The 15,010-nt window shown below is 72.0% G+C and carries 12 protein-coding genes; 1 reads left to right on the top strand and 11 read right to left on the bottom strand.

The annotated features are described in order from the left end of the window. Positions 1-19: 19 nt before the first annotated feature. From lnt to FS641_RS00670, 8 genes are all read right to left on the bottom strand, one after another. Positions 20-1,558 (bottom strand): apolipoprotein N-acyltransferase, encoded by a 1,539-nt coding sequence (lnt, locus tag FS641_RS00705; protein ID WP_144758445.1) that lies wholly within the window; start codon positions 1,556-1,558, stop codon positions 20-22. An 11-nt stretch (positions 1,559-1,569) separates the two neighbouring features. Then, positions 1,570-4,017, bottom strand: a complete 2,448-nt coding sequence (locus FS641_RS00700; RefSeq protein ID WP_144758442.1) for an RNA helicase — start codon at positions 4,015-4,017, stop codon at positions 1,570-1,572. Beyond that, positions 4,014-4,766 carry a twin-arginine translocase subunit TatC gene (gene tatC / locus FS641_RS00695; RefSeq protein WP_144759783.1) on the bottom strand — a complete coding sequence of 251 codons (753 nt, stop codon included), beginning with the start codon at positions 4,764-4,766 and terminating at the stop codon, positions 4,014-4,016. The genes FS641_RS00700 and tatC overlap by 4 nt, the downstream gene beginning before the upstream one ends. A 479-nt stretch (positions 4,767-5,245) precedes the next feature. Beyond that, a complete protein-coding gene (locus FS641_RS00690) occupies positions 5,246-6,214 on the bottom strand; it encodes a YafY family protein (protein WP_144758439.1) in 969 nt (322 codons plus the stop codon). After that, entirely contained in the window at positions 6,207-7,229 is a 1,023-nt protein-coding gene (locus tag FS641_RS00685; protein ID WP_144758436.1) for a YafY family protein, read from the bottom strand. The genes FS641_RS00690 and FS641_RS00685 overlap by 8 nt, the downstream gene beginning before the upstream one ends. Before the next feature lie 90 nt (positions 7,230-7,319). Continuing rightward, positions 7,320-8,225, bottom strand: coding sequence for a hypothetical protein (locus tag FS641_RS00680; RefSeq protein ID WP_144758434.1), 906 nt, complete (start codon positions 8,223-8,225; stop codon positions 7,320-7,322). 44 nt (positions 8,226-8,269) lie between these two features. Continuing rightward, the gene (locus FS641_RS00675; protein WP_260855558.1) at positions 8,270-9,400 is read right to left on the bottom strand and encodes a tRNA (adenine-N1)-methyltransferase; all 1,131 of its coding nucleotides are present in this window, start codon (positions 9,398-9,400) and stop codon (positions 8,270-8,272) included. Further along, positions 9,397-10,152, bottom strand: a complete 756-nt coding sequence (locus FS641_RS00670) for an HAD family phosphatase (RefSeq protein WP_260855557.1) — start codon at positions 10,150-10,152, stop codon at positions 9,397-9,399. The genes FS641_RS00675 and FS641_RS00670 overlap by 4 nt, the downstream gene beginning before the upstream one ends. A 138-nt stretch (positions 10,153-10,290) precedes the next feature. Here FS641_RS00670 and FS641_RS00665 point away from each other — a divergent pair, with 138 nt between their 5' ends. Next, entirely contained in the window at positions 10,291-11,223 is a 933-nt protein-coding gene (locus tag FS641_RS00665) for a PAC2 family protein (RefSeq protein ID WP_144758431.1), read from the top strand. Positions 11,224-11,531: 308 nt separating this feature from the next. Here FS641_RS00665 and mshC read toward each other — a convergent pair whose 3' ends face one another. The 3 genes from mshC to FS641_RS00650 form a co-directional block, all read right to left on the bottom strand. Further along, complete coding sequence (gene mshC, locus FS641_RS00660; protein WP_144758429.1) at positions 11,532-12,773, bottom strand: cysteine--1-D-myo-inosityl 2-amino-2-deoxy-alpha-D-glucopyranoside ligase; 1,242 nt, start codon at positions 12,771-12,773, stop codon at positions 11,532-11,534. Continuing rightward, positions 12,770-13,597 (bottom strand): undecaprenyl-diphosphate phosphatase, encoded by an 828-nt coding sequence (locus FS641_RS00655; RefSeq protein ID WP_144758426.1) that lies wholly within the window; start codon positions 13,595-13,597, stop codon positions 12,770-12,772. The genes mshC and FS641_RS00655 overlap by 4 nt, the downstream gene beginning before the upstream one ends. 64 nt (positions 13,598-13,661) lie before the next feature. Continuing rightward, a complete protein-coding gene (locus tag FS641_RS00650; protein WP_144758422.1) occupies positions 13,662-14,981 on the bottom strand; it encodes a M20/M25/M40 family metallo-hydrolase in 1,320 nt (439 codons plus the stop codon). Positions 14,982-15,010: the final 29 nt, after the last annotated feature.

Here is a 15,010-nt window from a genome sequence, read left to right as displayed (position 1 = left end):
CCGGCGCCGCTGTGCGGTCTCAGTGGCGCCGACGGCTCCAGGGCGCGCAGGCGAGCAGCACGAGCAGGCCGCCGAGGGACAGCGCGAGCGTCACGAGTCCCGACGCGACGGTGGCCGGGGTGGTGGAGGTCCCGAGCGGCACGTCCGTCACCATGGACGCCGCGGTGTACTCCGGCACGCTGTCGATCGTGCGACCGGAGGGGTCGATCACCTGGGACGCGCCGACCGTGGACACGTTGACGAGGGACCGGCCGGTCTCGACGGCGCGCAGCCGGGCGATCTCCAGCTGCTGCAGGTTCTCGTCGGTCCCGGAGAAGTCCGCGTTGTTCGTCTGCGCGAAGATCACCTGCGCTCCCCCACGTGCCATGTCGGTGGCGAGCCCGTCGTCGACGATGTCGAAGCAGATCGCGATGCCGGCCCGGATCCCGGCGACGTCGAGGACGTTCGGCTTCGTCCCCGGCGTGTAGTCGCGCTGCAGCAGCCCGATGAGCGAGGGCGCGAGCCGGGAGAAGAACCAGCGGTCGGGCACGTACTCGCCGAAGGGCACCGGCCGCTTCTTGTCGTACGACGACTGCCAGCCGTCCGCGGTCCACACGAACGAGGTGTTGTGGAGCACTCCGGACGGCGTCTGTGTGATGGCGCCGGCCACGATCGGCGCCCCGACGGAGCGGACGACGGAGTCGAGGGCGCTGGCGATGACGGGCTGTTGCCGCGGGTCGAACTCCGCCGACGCCTCCGGCCAAACCACCACGTCCACGCCCTTCGCGTCGGTGTCGGTCGCGGCGACCTGCGACTCGAGGACCTGTCCGGGTTCGGCGCGGTCGAAGTACCCGGCCGGCCCGTTGCCCTGCACGGCCTCGACGCGGATGGTGCCCTCGACGGCCGTCGGCCACGCCGGCACGGCCAGCACGGCGGCGACGAGGAGCCCGGCCGTCGCGACGCGCATCCGGAGCTGCAGGCCGTGCACCAGTCCGAGCGACACCACGACGGCGACGCAGTAGACCACCACGAAGGACACGCCGAGCACCCCGACGTAGGCGACGAGGTGTGCGAACGGCGTCTCCGACTGGCTGAGGCCGACACGCCCCCAGGCGAATCCGCCGTAGGGCCAGCTGCCGGAGAACCACTCCCGTCCGGTCCAGAGGGCGGCCACCACGGCCGGGAGGCCCCACACGCGTCCGGCGCGGGAGGTCACGACGCTGCCCACCCATCGGTACGCGAGGGCGATGGCGACGCTGCCGAGGGCGAACATCGCCGCTTCGAACAGCGCGAGCGCGAGCCACGGGACCGGCCCGAGGTAGCGCCCGGCCCAGGAGATGGCCGGTACCCAGAACGCGACGCCGCCGACGTACCCGAGCCACGCGGCACGCCGCCAGCCCTGGCCCATCACTGACACCAGGAGGCAGGCGACCGCGGGGTACGCCAGGAACCACCAGCCGGGCGTCGGGAAGGCGAGGGCGAACAGCACCCCGCCGATCACGGCCAACGGCAGGGCGGACCGCACCGGCAGGGCGGCGAAGGGCGCGCGCGGACGCGCGCCGGTGTCGGGGACCTGCACCGAGCCTCCCGTCAGACCGTCGCGTAGGCGACGATGCCGCGGCGGACCGCATCCGTCGCGCGTCGGGCGGTCTCGGCGAGTTCGGCGTCGCCCGCGTTCTTCATCTGGTCGAGCAGGTCGATGACCTGCTTGCACCAGCGCACGAAGTCACCAGCGGCCAGGTCGAGCGAGCGCAGGACGTCGTCGAGCGCCGATCCCGACGCCCAGCGGAACATGCCGACCGCGATCGCCGGGGTCGGCGGCTGCGAGCCGGCGAGCCGCGCGTCGCGTTCGACGTCGTCGAGGCGCGACCAGATCGTCAGGGTCTCGTCGAGTGCCGGTCGGAACGCTCCGCGCGGCAGCGCGTGCTCGGTGCCAGGGGCGTCCTCGCGCCGGGGCTGGTACACGATGGTCGCGGCCATCGCGGCGAGCTGCGCCGGGGTGAGGTCCTTCCAGACCCCGGCTTCCAGGCACTCCGCGACGAGCAGGTCCCGCTCCCCGTAGATCCGCTGGAGGCGTCGACCGCCGGCGGCCACCGCGACCTCGCCGTCGTCGCGACCGGTCGGCACCAGGTACCCGAGCTCGAGCAGCACGTCCGTCACCCGGTCGAACGTCGTCGCGACGGCGCCGGTGCGGGAGCGGATCTGCTGCACGAGCTTGTCGTTGGCTCGCTTGAGCTTGTACCAGCGCTCGGCCCAGCGGGCGTGCGCCTCGCGGTCGGGGCAGGCGTGACAGGGGTGCCGCTGCAGGGCACGACGGACCTCGGTGATCTGGGACTGCCGCTCCTGCCGCGCACCGTGCGAGGCTTCACGGCCACCGGGGACGTTCGTCCGCTCGAGGTCGGACAGCTGCCGGCGGAGTGCCGCGTACTCGGTGAAGTCGCCGAGGTGGCACTCCATCGCCTGCTGGTAGCCGTCGAGTGACTCCTGCTGGGAGCGCACCTTGCGGGCCAGGTCGACGACCGAGCGGTCCGCCTGGAACTGCGCGAACGACGTCTCGAGGACCTCGCGGGTTCGCTGCCGGCCGAACTGCTCGATGAGGTTCACGGCCATGTTGTACGTCGGCTTGAACGACGAGTTGAGCGGGTAGGTGCGGCGGCTCGCCAGGGACGCGACGGCCTGCGGTTCGAGGCCGTCGGTCCACTGGATGACCGAGTGGCCCTCGACGTCGATCCCGCGGCGACCGGCACGACCGGTCAGCTGCGTGTACTCCCCCGGCGTGATCGGCACCCGGGCCTCGCCGTTGAACTTCTCGAGCTTCTCGAGCACGACCGTGCGTGCCGGCATGTTCACGCCGAGCGCCAGGGTCTCCGTCGCGAAGACGACCTTGAGGAGCTTGCGCTGGAAGAGGTCCTCCACGACCTCCTTGAACGCCGGGAGCATGCCGGCGTGGTGGGCGGCGACCCCGCGCTCCAGGCCTTCGAGCCACTCCCAGTAGCCGAGCACCGCGAGGTCCTCGTCGAGGAGCGTCCGGCAGTGGTACTCGGCCGTCTCGCGGATCTCGTTGCGCTCGTCCCGGGTGGTGAGCGACAGGCCGGAGCGCAGCACGTTCCGGACCCCCTGGTCGCAGCCGTTGCGGCTGAACACGAAGAAGATCGCGGGCAGGAGCATGCGCTCGTCGAGCATGTGCGCGATGTGCTCGCGGTGCAGCTTCTCGGTGCGCGGGCCCCGACGGTCGACGTAGCCGCCGCGACCACGCCGTCCGCGATGACCGCCGCGGCTGTCGTTGCGCGAGCCACCACCCACCAGACGCAGCAGCTCCGGGTTCACCCGGTTCGTCGCCGCGGCACCCGAGGAGTCGAAGAGGTCGACGAGCTTGTTGCCGACGAGCACGTGCTGCTCGAGCGGGACCGGGCGGTCCTCCGAGACGATGACGTCGGTGTCGCCGCGCACGGTCTGCAGCCAGTCGCCGAACTCCTCGGCGTTCGACACCGTCGCGGACAGGGACACCAGCCGGACCTCGGTCGGCAGGTGCAGGATCACCTCTTCCCAGACGGCACCGCGGAAGCGGTCGGCGAGGTAGTGGACCTCGTCGAGCACCACCCACGCCAGGTCGTCGAGCAGGTCGGAATCCGCGTAGATCATGTTGCGGAGCACCTCGGTCGTCATCACGACGACACGGGCACGGGGGTTCACGTTGGTGTCGCCGGTGAGGAGCCCCACCTCGGACTCGCCGTACGCCTCGACCAGCTCGGCGTACTTCTGGTTGCTCAGCGCCTTCATCGGCGTCGTGTAGAACACCTTCGCCGTCGGCTGCCGCATCGCGAGCCAGATCGCGAACTCGGCGACGATCGTCTTGCCGGCACCCGTCGGCGCAGCGACGAGGACGCTCCGCCCCTGGTCGAGGGCGTCGCACGCGGCGAACTGGAAACGGTCGAGGTCGAACCGGAGATCGGCGCGGAAGAGCTCCAGGTTGCGGGATCGGCTGCGGATGCGGGCGGCCTGGAACCGCTCGGCAGCGCTCAGCCCGGTGTCGGTCACAGGCCGTACTCGGCGTCGAGCTTGGCCTGGCGCTTCGCCAGGCGACGGTCGTGCAGCCACGTCACGACGCAGGCTGCGGCGTAGAGCACCATCATCGGCACGGCGAGCAGGAACATCGAGATGACGTCGGCACTCGGTGTCACGATCGCGCAGAAGACCAGGATGCACAGCACCGCCACGCGCCAGGACTTGATGATCGACTTCGCCTCGAGCACCCCGGCGAAGTTGAGCAGCACCAGGAACACCGGCAGGACGAACGCGATGCCGACGGCCACGATGAGCTTGATCACGAAGTCGTAGTAGGCCTTGGCGTCGACGATCGAGGTGTCCTGGCTCGACACGAAGCTGCCGAGGATGCCCACGATGTGCGGCAGGACGTACCAGCCGAACCAGCAGCCGACCAGGAACAGCGGGATCGCCGTGCCGAGGAAGCCCCACACGTACTGCTTCTCGCGCCGAACCAGGGCCGGCACGATGAACGCCCAGATCTGGTACAGCCAGACCGGGCTCGCGATGACGACACCGATGGTGATCGCGATCTGCAGCTTCAGGTCGAACGCGCCCGTGATCATCGGGAAGTTGAGCTCCGCCGTGTGGCCGCCGACCTCGGCAAGGCGGGACACCGGTGCACGGAGCGAGTCGAGCACGTACGGCGTCAGGAACCAGCCGGCGACGGCACCGAGCAGGACCGCGAGGACGGCCTTGAAGAGCCGGTTCCGCAGCTCGATGAGGTGCTGCCCGAGGGACATGCGGCCTTCGGGTTCCTTCGGACGGCGCCCCTGCCGCTTCTCTCGCCCGCTCGCGGTCGTCGAAGCCATGCCGACGATCTTACGGCAGCGGGACCGACACCCCGCGGCGCGGCGTGCGAACGCACAGCGAGCGCGCGGGCGCGGCGGCGCGGGGGCGCGGGGCGGGGCTCGGCGGCTCGGGGCGCGGCGGCCCGGGGGCTCGGGCGCGGCGGCCCGGGCGGCGCGGCGGCGCGCGACCGGTCGAGACACCCCGCTCATGTCTGCCGGGCGGTCACGTCCCGTCGGTCCTGCGACCGCCGAGCGACGAGGCATGACCACCCGGCGGACGCGAGCGGGGTGTCGTGACCACTCGACGGTGGACGCGAACCGAGTCACATGACCACCCGGCGGACGCGAGCGGGGTGTTGTGACCACTCGACGGTGGACGCGAACCGAGTCCTAGGACCGTCCGGCGGGCAGCATCGGCCTGCCGGCGCGCGTCAGGAGGCGGAGAGTGCCGACTCGGCGAACGCCCGGACGGCGTCCCGCGCCGCGGGAGGGTCGAGCACGACGGCACGACCCGGGAGTCCGGCGACGAGCCGCACGACACCGTCGAACCCGGCCGATGCGCCGAGTCGGATGCGCACCCGGCGGTCGGCGTCCGGCGCATCGGCGGTGTCCGCGAGGAAGTCCGCGACGAGCGGGAGCGACGACGCGTCGAGCTCGACCGTGACGATGACGTCGTCGGCGCTCTGCTGGAACAGCGTGTCGGGGATCGTGACGTCGTCGTGGCGCTCGGCGACGCGCTCGTCGACCCGCACGGCGGACATCCGGTCGAGGCGGAACGTCCGGAGCGCCTGCCGGTCGAGGTCCCAGGCGCGCAGGTACCAGTCGGTGTCGACGGACTCCACCCGCAGTGCGTCCACCCGCCGTGTGCCGCCCTGGGTGCGCGGGCCCGCGTAGTCGAACACGAGGCCGTGGCAGTCGGCCATCGCCTGGCGGATCGTCGCGAGCGTGGCGTCGTGCCCGTCCTGCCCGACCGCGACGTTGGCGGCTGCCCCACCGGCACCGCGGGACAGCTTCGCCATGAGCGCGCGGATGGCGTCGCGGTCGGCGGCCTCCGGCAGCGCGGAGAGGTACTGGAGTCCGGCGATGAGGGCGGAGGCCTCACGGGCGGACAGGCGCGGGGAGTCGTCGATCGCCACGAGGTTCGTGAGCACGATCATGTCGTTCTGCTCGAAGTCGTCCCAGGCGATGTCGAACAGGTCACCGTGCTGGTACTGCATCGTCTCGCCGGGGATGCCCGACACCGCGATGAGCTCGACCGCCCGACGGATGCGGGTCTCCGGCACGCCGAAGTGCCGGGCGGCCTCGGCGACCGAGACACGCTCGCGGTCGATCAGGTACGGCACCAGGGCCAGCAGGAACGCCAGCTTGTCCTGCGCCTGGAGCGGCTGTGCGTCAGCCACGGAGCACCCCTTCGCTGTGGTCGGCCACGAGGCCGCGGAGTCGGTCCCGCACGCGGTCGCGGAGGTCCGCCGGTTCGAGCACGGTCACCTCCGGACCGAAGGCCGCGAGTTCCTCCGCGAGGATCTGCGGGTCGACGTAGTGCAGCACGAGCACGCCGTCGTCCTGCGTGGCGGTGTCGCGGCGACGTCCGAGTCGGCGTTCGGCGTCGGACCCACGCACCACGGCGATCGTGGCCGTGCGCTCTGCCCACAGTCGGTCGAGTTCGGCGAGGGTGCGCTCCGCCGCGCCGGCCGGTGCCGGGTGCTGTCCGGCACCGAACTGCGTCACCGGACCGACGATGCGGGACAGCAGGTAGTTCTTGTCCGAGTCCGTCGCCGGTTCGTGCGCCGCGAGCATCCACCGACCGCCGTGCTGCACGAGCGCGAGCGGTTCGAGTTCCCGGCGACGGGGCTCGTGCTCGCCGGGCGTGATGTAGTCGAAGCGGACGGCGGCAGCGCGGTCGAGGGCGGCGCGGAGCGGCTCGAACGCGGCGTCACGGGCTCGGAGCCGCGGCGCGTACGTGTCCATGCCGAGCGACCCGGCACTGGTGTCGTCGTCGCCGGCCGAGCGCACCTTGAGCAGGGCACGGCGCGAGTCGGACGACAGCGCGCCTTCCCGCCACGCCATCGCCGCGAGCGACAGCAGCGCCGATTCGTCGGGCGTGAACCGGACGTCGAGGGGCAGGTCGTACTCGCCCTTCGGGATCCGGTAGCGGAGCGTCTGGTTGTTGCCGGAGGACCCGGGCGTCTCGATCGTCTCGAGCGGGATGCCGAGCTCGCGGACGTCGTCCTTGTCGCGCTCGAACTGCCGCTCGAGCGAGGCGTTGTCCCCACCGGGTGCGAAGCGCTGCCGGTAGCCCTGCACGTTCGCCAGGATCTCGGACTTGGTCAGGCCGGACTCGGTCGACAGCAGCGCGAGCACGAGGCTGAACAGGCGTTCTTCCGCCGGTACGCGGGGCACACGGGTGGCTGGCACGGAGCCGATCCTACGGCAGCGCGGGGGTGCCGGAGTGCACCAGCCCGCGGGTTCGTGGAGAGCGGACGACGCCGCCGTGGCGGGGAGCGATCAGGACTTCATCGAGCCGAGCACGTCGATGACGTACGCGTAGGCGACGCCCTGCTGGTGCACGATCGCGAGCACCTGGTCGCCGACCTTGCGGCCGATCAGGGCGTTGCGGATCTCCTCCGGGAGCTGGCCCTTGGCGAGCGAGGCGACCTTGGCACCGCTGCCGTCGGTCCAGTTCGACCCCGCGACGGTGGAGTCGCTCTGCCACGTCACCGCGGTGTACTTGAAGACCGCGGAGTCATCCGCGGTCAGCACCGAGCCGTGGCCCTTGCGGAGCAGGTGCGTCTCGTCCGAGGACGGGGCGGCGGAGGACGGCACCGTGATCCCGGGGGCACCGTCCGGTGCGAGGACCACGGCGGGCATGCCGTCGCCGGCGAGCTGCGGTGTGCCCGTGGCCCGCGCGTCGAACGCCCGCTTGACGTCGATGACCGCTACCGCGGCGTCCTCGGTCCGCTTCGTCGAGGTGGTGCCACCCTGCAGCGCGGTCCTCGGGAGCGCCACGGCGAGGCGGTCGCCGACCTGTGCACACTCGAGTGCCTTGCCCAGGTCTCCCGCGTTCGTCGAGCCGGCGGTGATCGGCAGCGGCGTGCCGGAGTACCCGCTGGTCTGGGCCACCTTGCCGGTGGCGCCGTCCACGAGTGTGAAGTCGATCAGGACGGGCGTGCCGTCCCCGATGGTGCGTCCGTTCCCGTGCTTCAGGACCGACACCTGGGTGCCCTTGGTGGTGAGCCCCTCCGGGATCGACACCTTCGGTTCCTTGCCGAACGCACCCGTGGCGGTGACCGCCTGGGACGCGGCGCCCGGAGCGTCGCAGCTCGACGGTGTGGTGCCGGCGCCGTTCGACGCGCACGCGGTCAGCGACGCGGCCAGTCCGATGGTGACCAGGAGTGCGGGGATGGTGCGCACGGACCCTCTTTCCGTTCGATGCGGGGCGGGCAACGGTCCGTAGCCTACCGGTCGGCCCCGGGGGTGTCGGACGTCTCGGGGTCGGTGCCGGCGTCCGAGCCGTCCGCCGAGCCGGAGGCGTCCGCCGCCTCGGCAGCCGCGACCTTCCGCGCCTGTGCCGCGGCCTGCCGGGCGACCTTGCGGAGCTTCTTGTCGCTCGCGGACCGCTCGCCGACGGCGCCGGGCGTCCACGCCTCGACGTCCTCGTCCGAGAACTCCGCCTTGCCCGCACGGCGCTTCAGGTTCGGGAGCACGACACCGTCCGCCAGGCGGCGAGCGGTCACGAGGAACCCGGTGTGCCCGACCATGCGGTGGTCCGGCCGGACGGCGAGCCCCTCGACGTGCCAGGTCCGGACGAGGGTCTCGCTCGACTGCGGGTCGGTGAAGCGGCCGGTGTCCCGGAGCGCCTCGGCGGTGCGGCTGAGCTGGGTGACGGTCGCGACGTAGCAGACGATCAGCCCACCGGGGACGAGGGCGTCGGCCGCGGCGTCGACGCATTCCCACGGGGCGAGCATGTCGAGCACGACGCGGTCGACGCTCTGCGGCTCGGTCGCTCCGGGCAGTTCCTCGACGAGGTCGCCGACGGTGACGGTCCAGTTGTCCGGCACCGCACCGAGGAACGTGCCGACGTTCCCGCGGGCGATCTCGGCGAACTCGTCACGGCGCTCGAAGGACTGCAGGCGGCCGGTCGGCCCGATCGCGCGGAGCAGCCACAGCGACAGCGCTCCCGACCCGACACCGGCCTCGACGACGCGGGCCCCGGGGAAGACGTCCGCGAAGGCGACGATCTGGGCCGCGTCCTTCGGGTAGACGATCGCGGCACCGCGGGGCATCGACATCACGTAGTCGTTCAGGAGCGGCCGGAGCGCGAGGTACTCGTCGCCGGAGCTCGCCGTGATGACGGACCCGTCCGGTCGGCCGATGACGTCGTCGTGCGCGAGCATGCCGCGGTGCGTGTGGTAGATCACGCCGGGTTCGAGCGACAGCGTCGTGAGCTTGCCCTTCGGGCCGGTGAGCTGCACGCGGTCGCCGGCGCGGAACGGGCCGCGGGGTGGCGTGTGCGGGGTGCCGCCCGTGGTGTGCGGCAGGCCGGGCGTCCGTGGCAGGCCGGCGGTGTCGGCGGTGTCGGCGCTCATCGGGTGACCCCCTCGGTGCCGACGGCCGACGTGTCGACCGCAGCAGGGCCTCCAGGACCGGCTGCGCGTGCCGCCAGCGCCGGCGAGGCGAGCGCCAGCAGACGGTCGACGTCGACGCCGGCGAGGGAGGTGAGGTGGACGTCCCCGGCGGTGCCGGCGAGCGGCACGATGTGCTCGACGCCGATCGTCACGGCACCGGAGGCGGCCGCGGCGGCCACGCCGGTCGCCGAGTCCTCGATCGCGATGCAGGTGGTGGGGTCGACGCCGAGCTGCGCAGCAGCGGTCAGGTACGCCTCGGGGTGGGGCTTCGGGTGCTCGACGTCGTCGCCGGCGACGACCACCCGGAACCCGCGCGCACCGAACGCGTCCGCGGCGACGAGGGCCATCCGGCGCCGCGACATGGTGACGAGGGCGGTCGGGATGCCGCGGTCGTGCAGCTCCTCGACGAGTTCGCGCGCACCCGGGCGCCACGGCAGGTCGCCGTGCTCGAGACGCTCCATCACGTAGGACGTCATCCACTGGACGATCTCCTCGACCTCCATGTCGACGCCCTTGTCGCGGAGGATCTCGCCGGAACGCTCGAGGCCGCTGCCGACGAGGGACAGCCCGTCCTCGTGGGTCCACTCCGCGCCGTGTTCCGCGGTGAGTTCGACCTGGGACTGCTGCCAGATCGGTTCGGTGTCGATGATCGTGCCGTCCATGTCCCACAGCACGGCTGCGGGCTGGACGAGGGCGGGAGGATGCGCGGTCACGGGCGACGAGTCTACCGGCGTGCTCGGTCCGGGTCGCTCGCGGGGCCTATTGTGGATGCCTGATCGGCTCCGGGCGGCCGTGGACGGGAAGTCACCCGCGCCGCCTGCGCCCCACGCCACCTCGAGGAGGTCCGCTCCGTGCCACAGCACTCCCCCTTCAACGACGGCCGACTGCTGGTCGTCGCGTTCGAAGGCTGGAACGACGCCGGTGAGGCCGCCAGCGGTCTCGCACGCCGCATCGTCGACGCGCTCGGACTCGACGAGCTGCGGGAGATCGACGGGGAGCAGTACGTCGACTACCAGTTCAACCGGCCGACCGTGGGCAGCGACGAGAACGGCGTGCGCGGCATCCAGTGGCCGCGCATCGTGCTGTACGGTCCCGGCGAAGGCGGTCAGACCGCGATGAGCGCTGCCGGGGAGCCGTCGGAGCGCGAGGTGTTCGTCCTCGTCGGACCGGAGCCGTCCCGCACGTGGCGGGCGTTCTGCGCCGAGGTCATCGACCTCGCCGACGTGTACGCGATCGACGCGGTCGTGTTCGTCGGGGCGATGCTCGCCGACGTCCCGCACACCCGGCCGATCTCGGTGTTCGTCTCGAGCGAGGACGCCGGCGTCCGCGCCGCGTTCGACGTGGACCGGTCCTCGTACGAGGGGCCGACCGGCATCCTCGGCGTGCTGTCCGACACGATGGACAAGGCCGGCTTGACCACGCTCTCGCTCTGGGCGTCCGTCCCGCACTACGTGCACAACGCGCCGTCCCCGAAGGCGACGCTGTCGCTGCTCGACAAGATGGAGGAGCTCACGGACGTCACCGTCCCGCGCGGCACGCTCCTCGACGACGCGACGCAGTGGGAGGAGGGCATCGACGCGCTCGCCTCCGACGACGAGGACATGGCGTCGTACATCGAGCAGCTCGAGCAGGCGCGTGACACGGTCGACTCCCCCGAGGCGTCGGGCGACGCCATCGCGCAGGAGTTCGAGCAGTACCTGCGGCGCCGGGAGCGCAAGGACGGCAAGGACGGGCCGGGACAGGCCGGCGAGGGGCCGTGGCGGCCTCCGCAGCCGCCGCAGTAGCGGCGAGGACCGACGGACGGGAGGCGCGGTGCCAGCTGGCACCGCGCCTCCCGTCCGTGCGTGGTGCGGACGGGCCGCGCCAGGTCGAGGGCGAGGTTCCAGAATTCTGGAACCTCGGGTGCCGTCGCGAGCGATTCGTGGAACCTCGGCGGACGTGAGCGGCGAGTCGTGGAACCTCGGCGAGGGTCGACGGGCGAATCGTGGAACCTCGGCGAGGGTCGACGGGCGAATCGTGGAACCTCGACGAGGGTCGACGGGCGACGAACCGCCGACGAACCACCGCCGGACCGCGGCCCGAACCCGGGACGTCAGCCGATGCGGATGCCGAGCAGCGCGTCCACCAGGTCGACGAGCTCCGGCGTGCACCGCGTCCCACCGGCGACCGCGGTGTCGACCGCCGCGACCGCGCCGGGCGTGTCGAGGTCGTCCGCGACCCGAGCCCGGATGCGTGCGACGACCGCGTCCGCATCGTCGGCGTGCCCGACACCGCCTGCGGCCCACGCGTCCCAGGTACCGAGGCGGCGGGTCGCGCTCGACAGCTCGGTGTCGAACCACTCCCAGTCGTCGGAGTACCGGTGCGACAGGAGCGCGAGCCGGATCGCCCGGGGGTCGGCTCCGTCGTCGAGCAGCCCGCGGACCGTGACGAGGTTGCCGAGCGACTTCGAGATCTTCTCGCCCTGGTAGGCGATCATCCCCGTGTGCACGTAAGCGTTCGCGAGCGGCTGGTGCGCCAGCGCCGCGGCGTGACCGGCGCTCATCTCGTGGTGTGGGAACACCAGGTCGCTACCGCCGCCCTGCACGGTGATCGGCAGTCCGAGGCGGTCGCCGGCGATGACGCTGCACTCGATGTGCCAACCCGGGCGGCCCGCTCCCACGACGGTCTCCCAGCTCGGTTCCCCGGCCCGCGCGGCACGCCACAGGAGCGGGTCGAGCGGGTCACGCTTGCCCGCCCGGTCGGGATCGCCGCCGCGCTCGGCGGAGAGTCGGAGCATCGTGTCGCGGTCGAGTCGGCTCTCGTCGCCGAGCGCCCACGACTCGGTCGGCCGGTTCACGTCGAAGTAGAGGTCGTCACCGGCCGCGTCGGTGGTCGGCACCGTGTACGCGTAGCCGGTCTCCTGGAGGAAGGCGACGGCCTCGGCGATGCGCTCGACCTCGTCGGTGACGGCGACGTAGTCGTCCGGAGGCAGGATGCGGAGCGCTTCCATGTCACGGCGGAAGAGGTCGATCTGCGAGGCGGCGAGTTCCCGCCAGTCGACGCCGTCCCTGGTCGCACGTTCGAGCAGCGGATCGTCGACGTCCGTCGTGTTCTGCGCGTACTCCACGTCGAGGCCGGCATCGCGCCACACGCGCCCGAGGGTGTCGAACGCCAGGTACGTCGCGGCGTGGCCGAGGTGCGTGGCGTCGTACGGGGTGATCCCGCAGACGTACAGCGCCGCGCGGTCGTCGCCGTGCGTCGGGTCGACGGGCTTGCCGGCCGACGTGTCGTGCACGACCGGTCGCGGACCACTCCCCGCGACCTCGGGGACGGACGGGGCCTCCCAGGCCCTCACGGCTGGACCACTCCGAGCGACAACACCACGATGAGCACGATACCGAGTGCCACCCGGTAGTACACGAAGGGCATGAAGCTCCGCTTGCTGATGTAGTTCATGAACCCGGCGATCACGACGAAGCCGACGACGAACGCGACGACGGTGGCGATGACCGTGTCGACCACCCCGAAGGGTGCCCCGGTGTCGCCGAGGCTGGTCGCGGCCTCGTAGAGCCCGGAGAGGAACACCGCGGGGACCGCCAGCAGGAACGCGAACCGGGCTGCCGCCTCGCGGGTGTACCCGAGCGCCAGGCCCATCGAGACGGTCGCCCCCGACCGCGAGACACCGGGCACCAGGGCGAGCACCTGCGCGATCCCGATCGCGATGCCGCCGCCGAACGTCATGTGCTCGATGCGCCGCTCCTTGCGACCGACCCGGTCGAGCACGCCGAGCACGATGCCGAAGACGATGAGCACGACCGCGACGATCCAGAGCGACCGGAACGTGGTCTCGATGGTGTGTTGCAGGAGGAGCCCGACGACGCCGATCGGGATCGTCCCGATGATGACCAGCCACCCGAGTCGCACGTCGGGGTCGCCGCGCGGCACCGTGCCGCGGAACGACCCGAACCACCGACGCACGATGCGCGTGATGTCCCGCCAGAAGTAGATGAGCACGGCCGTCTCGGTGCCGAGCTGGGTCACCGCCGTGAAGGCGGCGCCCGGGTCCTCGGCGTCGGGCAGGAACAGCCCGACGATGCGGAGATGGGCGCTGGAGGAGACCGGGAGGAACTCGGTCAGCCCCTGGACGAAGCCGAGGAGGATCGCCTCGAGGATGTGCACTGGCGCGGCCTTCCGGTCGTCAGGGGCGGTCGTGCCCGGCAGCGCCGGGCGACCACCCAGTGTGTCAGTACGAGGCGAACAGGTCGCCGAGCACACGCCGACCGAACGCCAGCGAGTCGAGGGGCACCCGCTCGTCGACGCCGTGGAACATCGCCGGGAAGTCGACGCCGGCCGGCAGCCGGAGCGGGACGAACCCGTACCCGGCGATGCCGAGGGTGGAGAGGGCCTTGTTGTCGGTGCCGCCGGAGAGCAGGTAGGGCAGCACCGGCGCCCCGGGGTCGTGGCGGTCGAGGACCTCGCGCACAGTATCGACCAGCGGGCCGCCGAAGTCCTGCTCGAGGCCGATGTCGCGGAACGTCATCCGGACCTCGACGTCGTCGCCGGCGAGCTCCCGCACCCGCTCGAGCACCGTCTCCTCGTCGCCCGGGAGGCAGCGCACGTCGATCAACGCCTCGGCCGAGTCGGGGATGACGTTGTGCTTGTAGCCGGCCTGGAGCACGGTCGGGTTCGACGTCGTGTGCAGCGCGGCGTGGATGAACCGCGACGCCGACCCGGTCGCGAGCGCGACCTCGTCCGGACCGGTGACCGTGGGGTCGACCCCGAGGAACCGGGCGACCTCGGCCACCATCGCCTCGGTCGTGGCGGAGAGCCGCACCGGCCACTCCTCGCTGCCGATGCGGGCGACGGCAGCGGCGAGCTTGGTGACCGCGTTGTCGCGGATGACGTGCGACCCGTGCGCCGCGGTGCCGGTCGCGACCAGGGTGATCCACATCAGCGCCTTCTCGCCGGTCTGCAGCAGGTACGCCCGGCGGTCCCCGAGCGTGATCGAGTAGCCGCCGACCTCGCTGATCGCCGCGGTCGCGCCGGCGAACACCTCGGGGTGGTTCGTCACGACGTGGTGTGACCCGAGCACTCCCCCGGCTTCCTCGTCCGCGAAGTACGCGATGACGAGGTCGCGCTCCGGGGCGCCGTTCGACGCGATGACGTCGCCGAGCGCGGTGAGCATCATCGCGTCCATGTTCTTCATGTCCACGGCACCGCGACCCCAGAGCATGCCGTCCCGGACCTCACCACCGAAGGGGTCGACGCTCCAGTTGGCCGGGTCCGCGGGGACGACGTCCAGGTGCCCGTGCACGACGAGCGCCGGCTTGGACCGGTCGCGGCCCGGGATCCGTGCGACGACGCTGACCCGGTCGGGCTCGGACTCGAAGAGCTGCGGCTCCGCGCCGAGCTCCTGGAGCTTCGCCTCGACGTAGTGGGCCGCCTCGGTCTCGCCGGCCGAGCGCCCGCCGCCCCAGTTGGTGGTGTCGATCCGGATGAGGTCACGGGCGATCGCGGCCGTGGCCTCGAGCTCGGTCGTGGGGCCGGCGGCGTCGGTCGTCATGACTCCACGCTACCGGGGAGCACCGACGC

This window comes from Curtobacterium sp. 9128 (genome assembly GCF_007673775.1).
In the GTDB taxonomy this organism is placed as follows: domain Bacteria; phylum Actinomycetota; class Actinomycetes; order Actinomycetales; family Microbacteriaceae; genus Curtobacterium.
This window is presented reverse-complemented; position numbering and strand designations above follow the sequence as displayed.

Coding starts and splice junctions, on each gene's coding strand:
- FS641_RS00675 (WP_260855558.1), bottom strand. CDS start 9,400: ATGAGCGCCGACACCGCCGACACCGCCGGCCTGCCACGGACGCCCGGC.
- tatC (WP_144759783.1), bottom strand. CDS start 4,766: ATGTCCCTCGGGCAGCACCTCATCGAGCTGCGGAACCGGCTCTTCAAG.
- FS641_RS00650 (WP_144758422.1), bottom strand. CDS start 14,981: ATGACGACCGACGCCGCCGGCCCCACGACCGAGCTCGAGGCCACGGCC.